This is a genomic window from Rhizobium sp. Rhizsp82 (genome assembly GCF_047325115.1).
Taxonomy (GTDB): Bacteria; Pseudomonadota; Alphaproteobacteria; order Rhizobiales; family Rhizobiaceae; genus Rhizobium.
In genome coordinates this window covers 62,173-80,621 of the sequence record NZ_CP168572.1, presented here as the reverse complement: position 1 = coordinate 80,621, position 18,449 = coordinate 62,173, and the positions used below count along the sequence as shown (strand labels likewise).

Sequence of the window (18,449 nt, the reverse complement as noted above, 5' to 3'; positions counted from 1 at the left end):
GGAAGCTAGATCAGCATGCTCATCGGATTTTCGATGAACGCCTGGAACTTTCCGAGGAGCTGTGCGCCGAGAGCACCGTCTACCGCACGATGATCGGTTGACAACGTCACAGTCATGACTGTGGCGCTCGACAAATCGCCTTGAGCGTTGACAACCGGCCTTCTCTCCCCAGAGCCAACGGCCAGAATGGTTGAATGGGGAGGATTGATGATCGCGGCGAATTCCCTCACACCGAACATGCCGAGGTTCGAGATTGCGCCGGTGCCGCCCTGGTACTCGGCTGGCTTCAATTTTCCCGATCTAGCGCGTGCAGCCAAATCCTTCATCTCATTCGAGATCGTGGATAGCGTCTTGGATTCCGCACGTCGGATGATTGGCGTGATCAGTCCGCCGGCTACGGAAACGGCAACTCCGACGTCGACGAAATTATGACGCAAGAGGCTCTCTTCCGTCCAAGACACATTCGCGTCGGGTGTTGATCCAAGCGCAAGCGCGTAGGCCTTGATGACCATGTCGTTGACTGACAACTTAAATTGTGGTGCGCCATCTGCCATCGGTGCCGACGCATTGAGCTCGGCTCGCAGCTTGAGCAGAGCATCGATGCGGCAGTCGACCGACAGGTAGAAATGCGGAATGGTGGTCTTCGCTTCCAGCAGTCGACGGGCGATCGTTCTTCTCATCGGGGTATGAGGCTGCACATCGAACGTGCCTTCGGCAAATAGCGCCAGTGACCCATCGGACGAAGCTTTCTGCCCGACATGCTGCGTGCCAGCGGGCGCGAGCGGGGTAGGCGGCGCTTCGGCAGCTCGAGCCTTCGAAACATCGGCGCTCACGATTCTTCCATGCGGACCGGTCCCGGCCACCGATCCCAGATCGATACCGCCTTCCCGCGCTAGGCGCCTTGCCAAGGGCGTAGCCCTAATTGAGCTTCCGGCATCCGCCGATGCGTTATAATCTGGTGCGCTGATTACGCGGAGATCGGTGACTTTCGAGGTCCCCGTCTCTGCAGTAGTGGCCACCGCGGATGAAGCAGGCGCGGCCTGATATTCCTCGCCTTCCTCGTAGATCCAAGCGACCGCCGAGCCGACTGCGATATCGACGCCTTCTTGGCCGTTGACGTTGCGAAGGATCCCCGCAGCGGGGGAGTCTATCTCCATTGCGGCTTTATCGGTTTCAATTTCGAACAGCACGTCGCCCTTCCCGACGCGTTCACCTTCCTTGAAGAACCACTTCGAGATCTTGCCGGTCGCCATATCCATGTCGACCTTGGGGAGGATGATTTCCGTCGCCATGCTATCGCACTCCCCTCACAAGATCCCGCGCTGCATTGAAAATGTCGGGGACCTGCGGAACGGCAGCCTTCTCAAGCTCCGGATTGTAGGGAATTGGCGTTTCGGAGCCGCCGAGGCGAACAATCGGTGCATCGAGATAGTCGAATGCATCGCTTTCAGCGATCATCGCACTTATTTCTGCGCCGACTCCCAGCGTTTTCACGCCCTCATACACGCAAAGCAGCCTTGTCGTCTTTTTAACACTTGCAATCACGGTCGCTTTATCGATCGGACGCACAGACCGCAGGTCGATCACTTCGACATCAATCCCCTGCTCAGCCAACTGTTCGGCCGCATCGAGCGCCTTGTGAACCATGATCGACGTCGCGACGATGCTGAGATCTTGACCCTGTCGGCGGATCTCCGCCTTGTCGAGCGGAACCGTGTAGTGGCCTTCCGGAACTGGCCCCTTCATCTTGTAGAGCAGCTTGTGTTCGAAGATCATCACCGGGTCTGGGTCGGCGACAGCGGCAAGCAGCATCCCCTTCACATCGTGTGGGGTTGCGGGCTGGATGACCTTCAGGCCGGGGACGTGTCCCAGCCACGCTTCCAGGCTCTGGCTATGCTGCGCGGCCGCTCCGGTCCCGGAGCCGGCTGGAAACCGCATGACAACCGGCACAGAGACTTCGCCACCGAGCATGTAGCGCATCTTGGCTGCCTGATTGACGATCTGCTCCATCGCGAGGGCGGCGAAGTCTGAGAACTGAAATTCGAATATCGGTCTCAGCCCCGTCATCGCGGCGCCAACCGCGACGCCAGCGCCGCCGAGCTCGGAAATCGGCGTGTCCATTACACGATCCGGTCCAAACCTATCGATGAGATCGCCAGTGACCTGAAAAGCGCCGCCGTAGACACCGATGTCTTCACCCATCAGGATGACGCGCTCGTCCGCTTCCATCGCGATCGCCATGGCTTCCTGGATTGCTTGGGAGTAGCTGAGCTCTCGAACCGTGGTATCCATTATGCTTGCTCCGTGTAGACGTTATCGGCCAAACCGGAAATCTCGGGCATCGGGCTTTGTTTTGCGAATTCAATCCCGGCGGCGATTTCGTCCTCGACGGACTTGCGGATTGCCGCGAGTTCAGTGTCGTTCGCGACACCGAACTCCCGGAGCTCTGCTTCGAACCGAGCAATTGGATCGCGGTTGCTCATCCAGTCCTCGATCTCGTCTTTCGTGCGGTAGCGATTTCGGTCGCTTTTCGAATGACCTCGGTAACGATAGGTTTTGCACTCGATGAGGGATGGTCCCTCCCCGCGCTTCGCACGCTCGACGGCGTTGTGAGTGGCTTCTGCCACTTCGGAGAGCACGTTGCCGTCGACGATGACGCCGGGCATGCTGTAAGCGCTGGCGCGGTCTGCGATATTGGCAACTGCCGTCGATCGCGCGGTCGATGTCGACATGCCGTAGCCATTGTTTTCACAGACGAAGATAACGGGCAATTTCCAAACGGCAGCCATGTTCAGCGCCTCGTGGAACGCTCCTTCGTTGTTTGCGCCGTCACCAAAGAAGCAGACGACCACTTTTCCGGTCTTCAGGCGCTTCGATGTCAGCGCGGCACCAACGGCGATTGGCAGGCCGCCCCCGACGATACCATTCGCGCCGAGGTTGCCGGTCGTCACGTCCGCAATATGCATGGAACCGCCGCGGCCGGCACAATAGCCGGTCGTCTTGCCAAAGAACTCAGCGAACATGCGTTTGACATCCGCGCCCTTGGCGATGCAGTGACCGTGGCCTCGATGGGTCGAGGTGATCTGATCCTCTTGCGTCAGCGGGAGGCAAACGCCCATAGCGCTGGCTTCCTGACCGATCGACAGATGCATCGTCCCATGGATGAGACCACGTGTGTAACTTTCCTCAGCGCCTTCTTCGAACCGGCGGATGAGGTGCATCTTCCGAAGAGCATCCAGCAGCTGGTCACGTGTATATTGTCGGTAGATGAAGGGCAGATTGCTGGTCTCGGCACTCTTCATCGCTCTTGCTGAGTTCGCCATTTACGCCTCCCTGCCGTAAACGAGAGCGTCTTGCCGGGCACGCAAGACGGCTAGACGAGAGCCTTCTGCGACCGATGCGTTGCTGTAGGTAATCAGTTCACCCTTCTTGATCGGCGCGGTCACCTTGCCTCCCTGCAGCATTCCGCATGGAATGGCAGAGGCGCTGCGCGCTTCCGGCGCGGTCATGATCCAGGCTCGGTAGCAGTACTCCCCGATTGCATCGAGCTTGTCGCCAGGCTGGAGATCCTTCTTGGCCACGGCACATACCTCAGCCACAGGCGTAGACAGAGGGACCATGTCCGGCTTTCCGTATAGAACGACACGGGCACAGGTGAGCGGCACTTCCAATGAGGTCAGATGATACGGCCGATGAAAGGTGAAATACGGCCCCTTCCCCATCTTTAGATCTTCCATGCGCTCCGAGATCCGCGGATGCGACATGTCGGCAACGACGAAGACACCAGGGGCGACACCCTTTCCGATCGAATAGTCGACAACACCTGCCTTCGTCAGTACTCCGCCGTCTTTTTCGGGCACGAGAACTTTTGATAGTTCGTCAAGCGTGGCCGCCGGGCCGTGCATGCCGGGTTTATCCGGCACCAGACCTGTTGCGTTTGCGATGGCGGCCATTTCCACCATCGTTTTCGAGCCGTCGACGAATTCGACAAGCATGCGAACGTTCATGTTCCGGCGCGCCGCTTCTTCAGCGTATTGGTCCGGCACCGCATCAATGTTCAATGGGTTGTTCTTGCCCTTGCCTGCCGCTACGATCGGATGACCCATCGCCGAAACAAACTCGATCAATTCGATGCAAGACGATGGCTCGTCTCCCGCTCCGAGCGAATAGGTAACGCCAAGCCGCTCAGCCTCACTTTTGAGATAGGCGCCGATGGTAACGTCGGCTTCGACGTTCATCATCACGAGGTGCTTGCCGTGCTCCATGGCTGCAAGGCCGATTTCCGCACCGACGGCAGGCACGCCGGTGGCATCGACGACGACGTCGATCAAGCCGCTGTTCAGAATATTGGCGGAGTCGGCTGTGATGGCGATCTTGCCCGACTCGATCGCATTGTTGAGTTGGTCAGTACTGGCGGCTTCGCGATGATGACCGTCTTCCCGGTAAGCAATATCAACGGCTTCGCGGGCACGAGTGACGTTGAGATCGCAGATTGCCCCGATCTCGATACCCTGCATATGGGCGACACGGGTCACGATATCGGTGCCCATCTCTCCGCTTCCAATCAGTCCAATGCGAATAGGCTTTCCCTCGGTCTCTCGACGCATGAGATCGCGTGCAAGCCCGGTTGGCGCAACGTTAATGGGCATTCCATTCCTCCCGAATTCATCCGAGACAGATTGGTAATGTACATTTGTTATTCAGTCAATCAATATGTTCTAAACTCGGCATCCAAAATGCCGCTGGCGCACATCTTGTGCGGAAAACGAGAACTTTTGTAACTCAATGGAACGCAAGCGATTACCCTCGCGGGCAAGCGAAAGCCAGCATCCGAAGAGCGTGCCGCGGCCGTGATTGATTTTGTTGCTGGTATGGATTGCGGATTTGCCGCGCGGGATAGTGCGCAGGCTACACTGCGCACACTATCGCAAAAATGTGAGAGCGCCACTTCCGGTCCGTTGGCGCTCCGGGCGATCGATTTACACTGACGCCAGCAGGGCGCCCGCAGTCTGCTCGTCGGTCACCAAGGTTGTTGGCTTTATTGTAACAAGGCAGGCACGAAGCGCTGCCAGCTTTTCGGGTCCACCCGAGATTAGGATGCGTTCCGGTGTGCGCCGTAACCGCTCGAGGTTGACTGATATCACCCGAGCATTAACCTCGTGGTCGATAACGTTGCCGTCCTTGTCGATGAAATTATAAAGCACGTCTCCGACGGCTCCGGCGTCAATCAAAGAGCGACGGTCAGCCTCGCTCAAATACCCGGTGCGATAGCTCGTCGTCAGTGTAGAGATCCCGCCGACCGAGAGAAGTGCGACGTCGAGCTTATCCGCCATTTCGAAAATCGCGGCAAGTCCACATCTTTCCAGCAGCGCATGCTTCGTCTCGGGGCTATCCACCACTGCCGGTGCGGTCACCAGAAAACCCTCGCCTTTGAAAAGCTCTGCGAACTGCCAGGCAAACTCGGCAGGATTGAAGCGACGCGCGGCCGAAATGCCTCCGAGCAGTGAGACGACGCGAAAGTCGTCGAGGGCGGCCCCGGCAATAAATGGCAAGGTATTATAAAGGGTGCGCCCCCAACCCACGCCAACAATCATACCGGAATGCATCAAACCGGTAATCAGCGTTCCGGCTGCTGCTGCAATGACCTTCGTTGGGTCGCCTTCAGTATCGGCGAAGGGCGCAACAATGACCTGTTTGATCCCAAACGTCGTCTCCAGCTCTCTTTCAAGGGCGATCATATCGGAAAGCGGCGAGGAGATGGTCACGCGCACCTCGTTGCGCCGACGCGCTTCCGCCAAGAGTCGGACGACCATTACCCGATTGATGCCCAATTGGGCGGCGATGTCCTGCTGCGTGTAATTCTCGATGTGGTAGAGCCATGCGACTCGCGCTCGCAGCCTCTCAGAATCGCTCTGAACCATGGCAACTGGAGGCGTGATCTGCATCTAGCTTCCTTTCGGGTGCATTAAGGTCGGCAGGTGACGTTGGCACGAAATCAGCGCTTTTCCCGTGATCTCGGAGCACGTCCCAACTTCATGAGTTTCGTTACAGGATTTATCTCGCAGTGCATAGATCGGCAAGAAATAGGCGCACTCCGCGCCGCCGCAGTGCACAAAGTTATTAAAATAAATCGTGATGTTCACTCCTGACCCTGCAATCTCAGTCGAAAAACCGGTTGACAGCCGAGCGTTATGAACACATTGTATTCTTTGTTAGCAAATGTTCTCGCGTTAGAGGATAATGCTAAGGGACGGAAGCGGAGTGGAGGCCGCACCGAAACAGTCTTGCCTCCATTGGCATTCAACTGATTTATTCAGATTGGGAGGAGTACAACATGACAGTCTTAAGTTCGGGCGTATCGCGCCGCGGATTCCTGAGGCATTCCGCAGCTTTCGGGCTTGCTGCCGGCGCAGCCTCTGCACTCAGGTTGCCCGCATTTGCGCAATCCGGCCTGCCTGATGTCCAATCCGTTTTGGACAAGATTTCCGTTAAGGACTATGTCCGCGAGGACTACCGCAAGCTCTACAAAATGTCTGATGATCCGCTGTGGGATCCCGCGAAGGACTGGATCCGTACAGTAGACTGGGAAAAGATTCGCTCGGAGCAAAGCGGAAAAACGGTCAGGTTTGCCGTAGGCGCTGCCGACCAGGAGTCTGCGGCCGAGGGGCTTAAGCCGTTTGAACAGCTGTCAGGTATCAACGTCGAACTCGTTCCAATCCCCGACGACAGCTTCTACGACAAGGCAGTTTCGGAATTCATTTCCGGCAACGCATCCTTCGACGCCTTGCAGTTCTTCTCGCCTTGGCTCGGCGACTTTGCCGGGCCCGGCTTCCTTGCCGATCTCAGCGAATATGCGGAGAAATGGAAGCTGCCGCTCGACGATTTCTATGACACCTATCGTCTGAATTACGGTTATGTCGGCGGCAAGCTGGTTGGCATCCCCTTCGACTGCGACATTCAGATGGTGCACCTGCGCAAATCCATCATGGAGAAGATTCTCGGCGGGCCTATCGATCGAGCTCAATCGGTGCCGACCTACGACGAACTCATTCGTATCACTGCTGAAGCAAACAAGCTCGGTGGCGGCGTATCCGGCGTGGGTCTTATGGCGGCCCGTGGCTTCTGGGCAACTTACACCTGGGAACATATCGCGGCACAAGCCGGTCTTTCCCTATTCGACAACCAATGGAATCCGCAACTCACCAGCGACGCGGGAATGAAAGCCATGGATATCATCATGGCTCTTCAGAAAAATGCCATCGAAGGTGTTTCCGGTGCAGGCTGGGGTGAAAACCGCGCCGCCTGGCTTGGCGGTCAGGTTGCAGCAAACATCAGCTGGCAGGACAGCGGCACGCAAGCCATGCGGCCCGATCAGTCGAAGATCGTCGACGATTTCGTAACGATCTACGAACCGCGAATTTCCGGTGGCGTATTCGCCCCGCCGAACATTGCCGGATCGACCTCCTGCGTTGCAGCCACGTCCCAAAATCCCGAGGGCGCTTTCCTTATGCTCGCCTTCCTCACCACGTCGTCTATCATGGCAATGAACGAAGCGAATGCGAACGGCGTTGCTCCCGGTTACCGCTCCGTTCTTTCAAACGAGCGTCTGCAGGCGGTTAGCCAACCCATGAAGGTCTGGGCGGACAGCCTTGAGCACGCTTGGTGCGCTCCCCGTATTCCCGGGATGTTCGAAATGGAGCAGGCGCTCGGAAATGAAATCAACCGGGCGGTCACCGGCCAGATTTCTGCCAAGGAAGCCCTCGAGAACGGGCAAAATGCCTGGAAGAGTATCTTGGAGAAGAATGGCTTCTCCGGTGGAAACGGTCCGATCGCTTACGCGGACGCGGAGCCAGGACTCTATGTAGGCCAAGGCAAGGCACTGCCTTTCTAAGATCATGACAAATTCGGCTCAAAGACTTGAAAAGGAGGCGGCGTTTGCCGCCTCCACCGTAAAGGAAACCGCAAGACCTCGTCCCCGCTCGGCTACGGCGAGGAAGGTCTTCCCGTATCTCCTGGTTGGACCTGCTGTAGCCTACCTGCTCGCGATCACCCTCTATCCAGGTCTGTTCGCGATCTACCAAAGCCTTTTCGTGGTAAAATTCGTGAACTGGTCTTGGGTGGGGCTCAGCAACTACACACGGATCATCCAGGATCGCGAATTTTGGGCCGCTTTGGGAAACACCGCCATCATTGGCGGCATCTCCCTGGTCCTGCAATCCGTGATCGCGATGACCGTCGCCTTCTTCTGCTACCGGGATCCCTTTGTCCGCGGCTGGCGCATCGTCTTCCTGATGCCGATGCTGTTCATGCCGTCGGCGGTGGCATTCATCTGGAAGCTGGCGTTCAATGACGGCCGGGTAATCTCCGATATTCTCATGTCGATTGGTGTGGTCTCCAACAATGTCGACTGGCTTGCGTCCGTCTGGCTCGCCAGACTTACACTGATCGTCGCGGACGTGTGGCAGTGGACGCCCTTTCTTTTCATCATCTTTGTCGGCGCTCTTCAGGGGCAGGACGAGGAAATCGAGGAAGCAGCTCGATTGGACGGGGCTAGCTGGGGTGCCATTTTTTGGAACATCTCACTGCCGATGATGAGGCCTATCATCGTGGTTGCCGTGACGCTGCGCGGCATCGACATCACGACAATGTTCACGAACGTCTACATCATGACCCAGGGCACGCCAGGTGGCGCGACGGAGACGATGAGCTACTTCATCTATCGTCAGGGCTTCAGGATGTTCAATTTCGGATACGCGTCGGCGGCATCGGTTCTGATGCTGATCTTCACGATCGTGATCGCACAAACTGTCGTGAAACGCGCATTCAAATCCGGGAAATCATGACATGGCCAGCATTCGAAAAAGCGGCGGTGAAAGCCTCCTCCTTCGCTACATCATCCTTGTCGCATGGGCGCTTGTTTGTTTCGTTCCAATCATCTGGTTCCTGACAATCGGCTTCAGGCCAAGAACGGAAATCATCGTGCCAAGGCCGATCTACTGGCCCACGTGGAGCCTGGATGCCTGGCGGCTGCTCGTTAGCGACTGGCCTATAGCATCCTATCTGCGGAACTCGGTCGTTGCGGTCGCGGGCTCAGTCGTTATTGACCTGATTCTGGCTATTCCAGCTGCCTTCGCGTTGGCTCGTTATGAGTTCCGCGGTCGAGAGGACATCGGTTTTTACATCCTTTCGACTCGAATGATGGCACCGGCCATTGTCGCAGTACCGATCTTCTTCCTGTTCAAGAATATGGGTCTGCTGGATTCGGTCTGGGCTCTGATGCTCATTTACGCTGCCATCAACCTCAGCCTCGTCACTTGGATCATTCGTAGCTACATGCTAGATATTCCAAAGGAACTGGAAGACGCTGCCCGTACCGACGGCGCGGGTGATCTTACCATTCTTTGGGAGATAATGATCCCGGCGTGCCTTCCTGGCATCATAACGGCTGCTGTGATCGCCGCCATCTTCGCAATCAATGAATTCCTCTTCACCCTCCTCATCGCATCAACCTCCAAGGCCTATACGATGTCCGTGGCACTCGCCAACTTCACCGGCGGTTCCGACGGGGTGATCTACAACGCTATCGCACTCGTCTCGTTCCTCGCATTTGCTCCGATCCTGATCCTCGTCATCCTGATCCAGAAGCATCTCTCGCGCGGCCTAACGATGGGCGCTGTGAAAGGATAATTCCATGGCCTCTATTGAACTTAAGAACGTCGTGAAGAGCTTTGGCTCCTTCTTTGGTGTCCAGGACGTGACCCTCGATATCGCCGACGAGGAGTTTCTCGTCCTTTTGGGACCATCCGGCTGCGGGAAAACCACGACCATGCGCATGATTGCGGGGCTGGAACAACCCACCGGAGGCGAGATCCGCATAGGCGGCAACGTTATGAACGAAGTCGATGCCCGAGATCGCGACGTTGCCATGGTTTTCCAGGGATATGCCCTGTACCCGAACATGTCGATCTACGAGAACATTCGCTTTCCTCTGAGAATGAGACGCATTCCCAGGGATAAGCATGACAGCCTCGTTCGTCGCGCCGCGGACATGGTCGAGCTCGGACCGTTCCTCGAACGTAAACCCGGCGCGCTTTCGGGTGGCCAGCGACAGCGCGCTGCGCTCGCCCGCGCTATTGTTCGTCAGCCGCAAGTCTTCCTCATGGACGAGCCGCTTTCGAACCTCGATGCAAAGCTGCGCGCAAGCATGCGCGTCCAGATCAAGCACATGCAGCGCGACCTGAAGGTGACCACAGTTTATGTGACGCACGACCAAATTGAGGCAATGACGCTTGCCGATCGGATCGTCATCATGAACAAAGGCGTCATCCAGCAGATCGGCACCCCCGATGAGATCTATTCGAATCCGGCGAACACTTTTGTCGCCGGTTTCATCGGATCGCCCCCGATGAATTTGGTGTCGGGGTTGGCGGAGGGCGGAACCTTCTCCGCTTCTGGTGTGAAGGTCGCTTGCCCGGCCCAGCTGTCCGGTCAGGTTACCCTCGGTTTCCGGCCGGAGGACTGCTTGATCGGCGGTGAGAATCTCCAGGGCACCGTTTACGGCGTAGAGCCGACCGGGGACATCACCTACCTGTCAGTCCGTACTCCGGAAAAGACCTTTGAGATCAAAGCCGCCCGGGATTTCCGCGCGAAAATTGATTCCACTGTATCGATCGGGTTTGATCCTAGCCGGCTGTACTACTTCGACCGCGATGGCAACAGGGTCGGAGTTCTGTGATGTCGACGACATTTGATTTCAGTTGCGTCGGCTTCTACACTTTCGATGCGCTTTGCCGACCGGTCGCGGAAATCCCGCCAGGAGGTCAGACCCTTTTCGTCGAAGACTTCACTCTTGCCGTATCTGGCGCGGCCGGTTCCGCCGCCATTGTGGCTGCCAAGTATGGACTAAAAGTGCAAGCGGTCGGCGGCGTTGGCTATGACGACATGGGTGACTGGGTCTGCATGAAGCTCCAATCTTTCGGCGTAGACACCACGATGATGCGGCGGTACGAGGGCTACACAACCTCCTGCTCAATCGTGACGACACGGCCGAACGGTCAGCGACCGGCGCTTCACAAGCGTGGTGCAACTGATGCATTCTTCGTTTCAGATTCGGAAATAGATCGCGTTCTGGACACTAAAGTCCTGCATGTCGGTGGTGTGGGCCTGATGAACCGGATGGATGACTGTGGTCGTACCGCCGAAATCATGGCTGAGGCCCGCCATAGAGGTGTTATTACGACGCTCGACGTCTTCGCTTCAACATCGGCCGATCTCCCCAAGGTCGAGGCCCTACTTCCCTATACGGACTACTTTCTTCCCTCCGAAGAGGAAGCCCAGGCACTTTCCGGGTTGACGCGAAACAAGGATTTGGCGGATTTTCTACTTAGCAAAGGGGCGAGGTGTGTTATTCTGACTTTGGGCGCAGACGGTGCCTACTATCATGACGAGACCGGGCTGGAGTTCCAATCCCCGGCCTTCCAGGTAGAAGTAAAATGCACCTGCGGCTGTGGCGACTGCTTCAACGGCGGGTTTGCGAGCGGCCTGGTCAAAGGACTATCGCCTGAGGATGCAGTCGAACTCGGCCAAGCGTCCTCCGCACTTAATGCCACCGGCTTAGGAAGTCAGGCTGGCGTAACCGATTACGATGCGACTCGTGCATTTATTAGAGCTACACCGAGGCGCCAATTGCAGTATGATATTCCCGATTTAACAGAGGTGCGCTGAGGTAATTGGCATGGCGACGGAATTCGCTCCAGAAACGACGACGCACTTGAAAGACGTACTGAGGTCGTTGCGTTATTCGCTCCGAAAGGGGCGTGACACGGTAAAGGAGACTGCACCTCGGCGACTACCTGCGCCAGCATCGGCGGTCACTCTTTCCACACTTAGAGAGATCGAGATCCTCGCCCAAACCGTCGACCAATTCGTCTGCAAGGTTGCACACTCCGTTTTTAGCTCTACAGCGACAAACTCTAAGAGTTTGCGCCAGATCGTTGGTTCCTCGCGACCGGAATATGAGTTCTCGGTCTCTTTTTATGAAACAATGAAGCGGGTATTGAGCTATCTCGGTGCCACGAGAGCGCTCGTCAATCAGGGCGCCGGTTGGCGAGCCTACAGCCGCTTCGCTGATTCTCAAGACATCCATCAGCTCGCGGCCCAATTGACGTTGCACCTTTCCCTTGATGGATCGATAACAGTCGATCAGTTGGATGATCGGGCGTCTTTGACGCGGTCAGGAACCGTTGTGGTCGGGATTTTTGCCGGGATGCTTTCGCTTTTGGCGGAAGCGGACGACGCTGATAGAGACGCCATCATCTGCGCAGCGAGCGACCTCGCGGTTGCGCTTCAGGACAAGATCCTGGATCTGTCTCAGAATAAAGACATCTCGGCTTTGGCCGCGCTTTTTCAAAGGTGCGCCGCCCATGTTTGACTTGTCGCGATCAATCCACAATCTTCCCCGAACAAATAAGCCGCTAAGGGTTGCGGTCAGACAGCTACATTCATTCAAGGCAGCCTTTCATTCGCATGTCGCGTTTTGCGGCGAAGCGATGGGATGCGATTTCGCCGTTGACGACGTCAAGCTGGCAGGAGCTTTTGTTCGTTGGCTGGATAGCATTGACCGTCAAAAGCCGAAGGAGAAGACGGAGCGACGCGAGTTTTTTCAGTTTGCGCCCTCTCTCGTTTTGCGTGAACTGGTAGCAGATATGCCGATCAAGGCAATGTGCGCTCCTGCCGGCGTTGACCCGAAATCACCAGCAGCGTTCTGGCCTGAAGGGTATGTGGCAACGACGTTTTGTCTGACAGTCTATGCTGCCACGATGGGGCAGGAATTTCACATGGACGTCTATATCGGCGAGATGGTCGATGATCTTCGGAGCTGGTGGTCGTTTCGGGAAAACGCGAACGAAGACACGGATTACGCAGCCGGGTTTTTCCAGATGCTGCTTGGCAACGAACCAAATTGGTGGATGCCCGGCAGTTTCAGCGCTCGGACCCGCTCCGGGGAGAACGTCGATAGCGTTGAGGATGTCCCCCCACCGAGCTAAAAGTCGGTCGCCTTTTCCGCGGGTCGCGTTGGGTTGACGGGGTCTATGCAGAGCAGGGAGGAGCAAGGCTCGTGGGGCGCCGGCAACCTTTTCAGTTCCAATCTGCAATTTCACAATCTATTGTTCTCCCTTCAAGGCGTATTGTTCAGGCCGCGCCGTTAGGTCGCCTTGAAGGGATATGAACCGACGACCGGCCAATCAGGCTAGCTAAATCCCTGATTACATTGGCTTAAAAATCACAATGAAATGCCATTCGGAAGCTTCCGTTTGGCATTGATGTGGCCGTTTGCTGCGGAGGCGTGCAACCAACGATTCCTGCGTTTGGTAGAACGGCGTTTGCCCAAGCTCGCAGCATAAACGGCCAGCGTGAGACCGCCCATCAACTCCGCGATCAGGCGCCAATACTCTTGGTGGTAGTGGGATCGACAACAGATGATCGTTCCGACTTCAGCGCATACAGGGCTCTCATCTTTATCGGCTTGCTCATAGCGCTATGTCCGCATCTGGGTCGCCAGCAGCGAGCGCATTCAGGTAAGCCAAGCACAGTTCGCAAGATCGATAACGGCCATGATAAGCCTCCTTTTCAGCGCGCTCGAGCGTTGGAAAAGTGGAATAGATGTAGCGAACATCGTCACGGCCCTTAATGCCATAAAGGTGGAAGAAGACGGCGTCTAACTTTGCCCGTAGCTTGAGCCGTCGCTCCTCGCTCCATGCGAACGGCGGCCGGGTTTCGCCGGACTCCTTCACATACCCTATGTCACGAGCAAATGGTGCCATATCGTGGGCCGTGTAGGTCAATTCTAAGACAGCGTCCCGCACAATCTGGCCTGCTGTCTTATCGCCGAACATTACCTCGTTATAACTTTGCGAGGGAACGACAGGAAGTTGTTCAAGAATGTACTTGTTAAGGTTCCTACTTTGAATTTTCTGCCGAGCTGTAAAGTCGCATACTATCGAGCAAAGGTTGCCCAGGAGTAGCGCAGCGTCAGATGCACCAAAGTCTCCGACAGGGGCTAAAAACGGCAGCTTGTTCCCATATCCGCTGCGTGGCACAAGAGCTGCAATTAGGCTCCTTTTGTTGTTGGTATTGCATACGTCATTGAACGCTAAGAAATACTCTCCCGCAAATTTCATCTCGGACTCGGCAACCCAGTATCGCGGCTCCGGGACAAAATCAGGATTTTGTAATTCCTCCACGCTCGAGTGAACAGCCACACCCTGTCCGCTGACGCTGCCGCTGTTTGCCCGAACACCGGCGTAGCGGTGATTGAAAGTTGATATCATTTTCCCCTCGAACAGAGGCAACCATTTGCCTGAGGAGGTTCCGTAAACCTGCCCGCCCAAGGGATAACCGCCTTCGTTCTCAATCAACTCTTGCTTCGTGCGAAACAGGCCTGAGGCGCTGGTCATGTGAAACATCGTGGCATATTTCACTGGCCAAACTTTGATTTCCATATTGCCCTCACGCTCAACCAGGATCGGAAGGCGGGCATAAATCTGACTAAGCAGGTCACCCGATTGGGAAGCGCGATAAATCGGCACGGTACCAGTGTTCGGATTTACGCGGCGGCAGTCTTCACTATCAATATATGACAGCCGAGAAGACCCATCCTTCGGCAACTCCGTCAATTTGACAGCGTATTTGAATTTCTCGAATAATCGCTCGCCGCCGGTCAACACGATTATTGTGGGTTGGTCTTCGTGGTGAACATCTTGAAATAACCAGCCGCTTTTGTTTTCAAATGACAAGAATGCTTTGACGCGCTTAGCTTGACTTACAAATGAAAAAAATTCTGCAGCGGTTTTGTCCGCTCCAATTCCGATAGGCGTGAGAAGGCCCACAATTCCGCTGTCTTTGACGAGCGCCATAGCCCGTTCAACAAACAACGAATAAATATTTACGTCGCCGCCTGACAACAGTGGATAGTTACCTGACTTGCGAGCGATCTTGACCGCCATCTCGGCACGCGCGCTTGCCTTCTTGTAGTCGGCAGTAAGCGGATCACCGGTGCTCTCCAGCTCCGCAACCATTTTCTTACGGTCTGCCGCCTTCTGCACCAGCGCGATTTCGCGTCGACGTGCAGCAAACCATTCGACCTGCTGCAATTTCATGCGGTCCCACGGCGGATTCCCGATGATCGCGTCGAACCCGCCAGTTAAACCATCACTTGCCCAATCTCCCCATACGCCCGGAAAAGCCACTTGCCAGTGCAGAAACCGTTCTTCGGTGATCAGTTCGCGAGCTGTGGTAAGTATCTCGACGAATCGCCGACCGTAGTCGTCGCGGACCTGCGGCTTTCGTCTGCCGAGTGCTATCTCAACGGGGTCTCCGAAAGAGCCGTCAAAAAAGCCCTGAATGGCCTTCGCGTTGTCCTTCCCTTTCAAGTCCTGCCATTCAATCGCGTGAAGCAACGAAAGGAACGCGTTAAGCGGCGCCGTCATCACCTGGACGCCTTCAAAGATTTCCTGCGAGCGGTGCGCTTCTGCGATCTCCGCATCCGGTAGGCCTTCGATGGTCTGCATCGAGGCCGCAGACCCAAGCGCCGTCTTAACCGGTTCGTGAAGCAGCAGGGGGCTACCATAGGCTGTGGCTTTTTCGATGCCGGTTTTCACCCAAGAACCGAAGAGGCTATCGCCGCAGCGGAGATGGTGATCGAGAAACGACAGCGGCGCACCTACCGTGAAGCTGTGCAGCCAAAGTGCGACCTTGGCAAGCTCTACAGCCATCTGATTCTTGTCCACACCGTAGACACAGCGCTTGAGGACCATGCGGCGGATGATGTGACGGTCATCGAGCTGTTCGGGATCGACGGTCCATCTACGCTCTTCCGCGTGGCCGAGAATAGTGCTGCGGATGCCCTCGATCCGATCGGCGAGTGGTGAGATGTAGTCTGCCCACTCGACGATAGTTTCGGTCTCGGCTATGGCGGTGATGACCTGATCGGCCAAGTAGTCGACAAGGCTTACAAGAAAATGTCCTGAGCCCATGGCCGGATCGCAAATTTTGAGATCGAGCAACTTCTCGGCCGGGTCGAACCGCCTTAGGATGCCCAGCTTGCGTCCTTCATCCTGGTCCGACGCTGCCAATTCTTCGGCCTTTTCCCGAAACGCGGCCAGACGCACTTCGATCAACGGCTCTAGCGTCTCGCGGATAATGAGAGCAACTAGATCATCTGGCGTGTAGTAGCTGCCTGAACTCTTACGCGCGAATATGTTGGGGCGGATATCGATGATGTCTCCGTCCCTGATGACCTCATGTTCGAGCAGCCGTTCGTAAATCGAGCCGAGTTGTTGCACCGTCAAGTCACGATAGTTGATATATTTCCGTGCGCCGTCAGCTCTCTCAAAAGAGAGCTTGTCGATCACCTCCGCCATTATGGAATCGGAAAGGCGCACCCGGCGTAACAGTGGAGTGCGTTCGGAATCGAATAGGCCGCCATTGTATGGCGGCAACCCGATTGACGAGTCACCTTCATCAATAGCGCGGCACAAATCGTCGAGCACGGACCAGTAGCGCGCCGCCGTCGTCGAGAAGGTGTCACCCCTATCCTTGCGGTCACCGACATCGAGCCGAACACGATCGCGCAGCCCATAGTCGTCGTATCGACGATCGTTTACTGGGAGAAGGTTGCGATCCTCCGCGTAGAGGATAAATAGCAGCCGATAGAGAAGGATAAGTGCCGCTTCGCGTACATCCTCCAGCGGGGCATCCGCTGCGCTGTTGGCTATCGAACGCGCCAGCAACGGATAGATATGGTCGAACACCAGGTTCGACAGGTCGGCAGCGACGCGCTCCTCGTAGAATTTGCCTTCCTCAAGGGCGCGGGAATGGAAAGTCCGCGGATCGGTCGCGGAAGGGAGAAACGCCTCCCTTCGAAACATCAGAGCGAAAACTCTAAGGGCATGCCGGCGCAACTCGCCATCAAGCGCGACCAGGTTGTCGCCAGACCCTGAGATTCCGAGAACGGCAGCAAGGTCAATTTCGAAGAACTGCTCGGAGACCGATCGGGCGCCCGAGTAATAAAGCCGCCACCTGCCGCCGTTTGTGAGAATGCCCCAACGTAGGTTGCCAGTCGTCAAATCGTCAACACGCCGCAGATAGCGGAGCATCTGTGTCGATGGCGCAAGCTCCTCACCCCGCCGGCCCGATTGGCGATCGAGCGGTCGGCGCCAGCGCTTCGATTCAACTATTGCGAGACCAAATTGATAACGTCTCCACTCTTCGAGAGATCGATCTGCCTGCGTCTTTGTCGCCGCATCGGCAAAAAGCAGGCCATCCGGCACATCATCCCTGCCTTTGACGGTCAGGTTCTGCTGGCGCATAGCGTGGCTCCAGCCCAGCCGCCTGAGAATTGGCCAGATCAAATCGTCTTCAGTTCGGGTTTCGTTAGGCGTCTGCCCAATTGGAAAGGACGAGAAAGCGGCAGCTAAGTCTGCAGCCAACGCATCGACATCGTGGTCACTGACACTTTTCCAGTCCGCATTATCGACAATCGACTGCGTAAGAAAATCACTGGTAAAAAGACTACCCTGAAAGATACCTTCGATCATTAACTCTTCTGCCCATTCAATCGTCTGCCCGATAACCGATAACCCAAGTGAAGGATTCGCGCGCGCGCTATTGATCCTTATCCGGTACTATCCCCCGCTTATCCGGACCGCAGGTCGAAATTTGGGGTTCCCTCAACGCTTTCGGATGGAACGCGGACGTGCGCGGACGCGCAGTATCGTCGTGCTTGTCGCGGTTCGGTGGTGGATGGTTGCTTATTTTTTACGTTCTTAAAGTTGCAATGGACTGTCCCTAATTATCAGCTATGCGTAAACTCCGAGAATCGACGGCGGCTTCTGGCGGAACCACATGCAGCAACTTAATGAAATCATAGCCACAGCCACTCGACGAATCGAAGCGCATTTCTTCAATTTACCAGTTGACGGCGGGGGGCCAGTCTACCGAGAACGCGTTTACTGCTACGAACTTTACCATCAGCTCAGAATACAGTGGCCGACTCAGGATCAAACCGATTTCGTGCTCAATGGCGAGGTAGACAAGCGCGGGCACCCTATACTTCATCGACTTGGGGCGGACATGTCGATCCCTGATCTGCTCGTGCACGTACCGGGGTATATGGGGCGAAACCATGCTGTGATCGAAGTGAAGCCGGGCGACAACGCGGCAAAAAATCCGCGCGGGATCGCAAAAGATCTGGCCACGCTCTCAGTATTCCAGACAGACGTTGGCTATGAACGAGGGGTTTATCTGTTCTATGGGTCTTATCCGGAACGAATTGTACGGGAAATTGCTAACCGGTTGGAAGTGAGGCCACGTGTCGAGGTTTGGCTTCATCATGAGCCCGGGCAATCTGCGGCGCTGGTCGATGTAATTGGCGACTAAATCTCCGGAGG

The 18,449-nt window shown here is 56.1% G+C and carries 14 protein-coding genes; 8 read left to right on the top strand and 6 right to left on the bottom strand.

Features of this window, described 5'->3' with window-relative positions; translation table 11 throughout:
- Positions 1–5: 5 nt before the first annotated feature.
- The 5 genes from ACEN84_RS32465 to ACEN84_RS32445 all read right to left on the bottom strand — a co-directional run bounded on the left by ACEN84_RS32465 (position 6) and on the right by ACEN84_RS32445 (position 5,945).
- Positions 6–1,292 carry a 2-oxo acid dehydrogenase subunit E2 gene (locus ACEN84_RS32465; protein WP_413712561.1) on the bottom strand — a complete coding sequence of 429 codons (1,287 nt, stop codon included), beginning with the start codon at positions 1,290–1,292 and terminating at the stop codon, positions 6–8.
- A 1-nt stretch (position 1,293) separates the two neighbouring features.
- Positions 1,294–2,292: an alpha-ketoacid dehydrogenase subunit beta gene (locus ACEN84_RS32460; RefSeq protein WP_413712560.1), complete on the bottom strand. Its 999-nt coding sequence runs from the start codon at positions 2,290–2,292 to the stop codon at positions 1,294–1,296.
- The gene (locus ACEN84_RS32455; protein WP_413712559.1) at positions 2,292–3,323 is read right to left on the bottom strand and encodes a thiamine pyrophosphate-dependent dehydrogenase E1 component subunit alpha; all 1,032 of its coding nucleotides are present in this window, start codon (positions 3,321–3,323) and stop codon (positions 2,292–2,294) included. The genes ACEN84_RS32460 and ACEN84_RS32455 overlap by 1 nt, the downstream gene beginning before the upstream one ends.
- Complete coding sequence (locus ACEN84_RS32450; protein WP_097608680.1) at positions 3,324–4,649, bottom strand: NAD(P)H-dependent oxidoreductase; 1,326 nt, start codon at positions 4,647–4,649, stop codon at positions 3,324–3,326.
- A 330-nt stretch (positions 4,650–4,979) separates the two neighbouring features.
- Positions 4,980–5,945 (bottom strand): sugar-binding transcriptional regulator, encoded by a 966-nt coding sequence (locus tag ACEN84_RS32445; RefSeq protein WP_413712558.1) that lies wholly within the window; start codon positions 5,943–5,945, stop codon positions 4,980–4,982.
- Between the two features lie 389 nt (positions 5,946–6,334).
- Here ACEN84_RS32445 and ACEN84_RS32440 point away from each other — a divergent pair, with 389 nt between their 5' ends.
- The 7 genes from ACEN84_RS32440 to ACEN84_RS32410 are packed head-to-tail and all read left to right on the top strand — an operon-like array spanning position 6,335 to position 13,046.
- A complete protein-coding gene (locus ACEN84_RS32440; RefSeq protein WP_413712557.1) occupies positions 6,335–7,891 on the top strand; it encodes an ABC transporter substrate-binding protein in 1,557 nt (518 codons plus the stop codon).
- 4 nt (positions 7,892–7,895) lie between these two features.
- Positions 7,896–8,843 (top strand): carbohydrate ABC transporter permease, encoded by a 948-nt coding sequence (locus tag ACEN84_RS32435; RefSeq protein ID WP_413712556.1) that lies wholly within the window; start codon positions 7,896–7,898, stop codon positions 8,841–8,843.
- 1 nt (position 8,844) lies between these two features.
- Entirely contained in the window at positions 8,845–9,687 is an 843-nt protein-coding gene (locus tag ACEN84_RS32430; RefSeq protein WP_413712555.1) for a carbohydrate ABC transporter permease, read from the top strand.
- A gap of 4 nt (positions 9,688–9,691) precedes the next feature.
- Positions 9,692–10,735, top strand: a complete 1,044-nt coding sequence (locus tag ACEN84_RS32425) for an ABC transporter ATP-binding protein (protein ID WP_413712554.1) — start codon at positions 9,692–9,694, stop codon at positions 10,733–10,735.
- Positions 10,735–11,724 carry a carbohydrate kinase family protein gene (locus ACEN84_RS32420; protein WP_413712553.1) on the top strand — a complete coding sequence of 330 codons (990 nt, stop codon included), beginning with the start codon at positions 10,735–10,737 and terminating at the stop codon, positions 11,722–11,724. The genes ACEN84_RS32425 and ACEN84_RS32420 overlap by 1 nt, the downstream gene beginning before the upstream one ends.
- A 10-nt stretch (positions 11,725–11,734) precedes the next feature.
- Complete coding sequence (locus ACEN84_RS32415) at positions 11,735–12,430, top strand: hypothetical protein (protein ID WP_413712552.1); 696 nt, start codon at positions 11,735–11,737, stop codon at positions 12,428–12,430.
- On the top strand, positions 12,423–13,046 hold the full coding sequence (locus tag ACEN84_RS32410; RefSeq protein WP_413712551.1) for a hypothetical protein: 624 nt from the start codon (positions 12,423–12,425) through the stop codon (positions 13,044–13,046). The genes ACEN84_RS32415 and ACEN84_RS32410 overlap by 8 nt, the downstream gene beginning before the upstream one ends.
- Positions 13,047–13,529: 483 nt before the next feature.
- On the opposite strand, the gene ACEN84_RS32405 is transcribed toward ACEN84_RS32410, so the two are convergent.
- Complete coding sequence (locus tag ACEN84_RS32405; RefSeq protein ID WP_413712550.1) at positions 13,530–17,597, bottom strand: Eco57I restriction-modification methylase domain-containing protein; 4,068 nt, start codon at positions 17,595–17,597, stop codon at positions 13,530–13,532.
- A 307-nt stretch (positions 17,598–17,904) separates the two neighbouring features.
- Between ACEN84_RS32405 and ACEN84_RS32400 the strand changes: the two genes are divergently transcribed.
- Positions 17,905–18,438 (top strand): methionyl-tRNA formyltransferase-like protein, encoded by a 534-nt coding sequence (locus ACEN84_RS32400; RefSeq protein ID WP_413712549.1) that lies wholly within the window; start codon positions 17,905–17,907, stop codon positions 18,436–18,438.
- Positions 18,439–18,449: the final 11 nt, after the last annotated feature.

Bases quoted from the DNA above. Each gene is read 5' to 3' on its own strand.
- ACEN84_RS32460 (WP_413712560.1), bottom strand. From the start codon at position 2,292: ATGGATACCACGGTTCGAGAGCTCAGCTACTCCCAAGCAATCCAGGAA.
- ACEN84_RS32450 (WP_097608680.1), bottom strand. From the start codon at position 4,649: ATGCCCATTAACGTTGCGCCAACCGGGCTTGCACGCGATCTCATGCGT.
- ACEN84_RS32425 (WP_413712554.1), top strand. From the start codon at position 9,692: ATGGCCTCTATTGAACTTAAGAACGTCGTGAAGAGCTTTGGCTCCTTC.
- ACEN84_RS32430 (WP_413712555.1), top strand. From the start codon at position 8,845: ATGGCCAGCATTCGAAAAAGCGGCGGTGAAAGCCTCCTCCTTCGCTAC.
- ACEN84_RS32455 (WP_413712559.1), bottom strand. From the start codon at position 3,323: ATGGCGAACTCAGCAAGAGCGATGAAGAGTGCCGAGACCAGCAATCTG.
- ACEN84_RS32465 (WP_413712561.1), bottom strand. From the start codon at position 1,292: ATGGCGACGGAAATCATCCTCCCCAAGGTCGACATGGATATGGCGACC.
- ACEN84_RS32445 (WP_413712558.1), bottom strand. From the start codon at position 5,945: ATGCAGATCACGCCTCCAGTTGCCATGGTTCAGAGCGATTCTGAGAGG.
- ACEN84_RS32400 (WP_413712549.1), top strand. From the start codon at position 17,905: ATGCAGCAACTTAATGAAATCATAGCCACAGCCACTCGACGAATCGAA.
- ACEN84_RS32415 (WP_413712552.1), top strand. From the start codon at position 11,735: ATGGCGACGGAATTCGCTCCAGAAACGACGACGCACTTGAAAGACGTA.
- ACEN84_RS32405 (WP_413712550.1), bottom strand. From the start codon at position 17,597: ATGATCGAAGGTATCTTTCAGGGTAGTCTTTTTACCAGTGATTTTCTT.
- ACEN84_RS32440 (WP_413712557.1), top strand. From the start codon at position 6,335: ATGACAGTCTTAAGTTCGGGCGTATCGCGCCGCGGATTCCTGAGGCAT.
- ACEN84_RS32410 (WP_413712551.1), top strand. From the start codon at position 12,423: ATGTTTGACTTGTCGCGATCAATCCACAATCTTCCCCGAACAAATAAG.
- ACEN84_RS32435 (WP_413712556.1), top strand. From the start codon at position 7,896: ATGACAAATTCGGCTCAAAGACTTGAAAAGGAGGCGGCGTTTGCCGCC.
- ACEN84_RS32420 (WP_413712553.1), top strand. From the start codon at position 10,735: ATGTCGACGACATTTGATTTCAGTTGCGTCGGCTTCTACACTTTCGAT.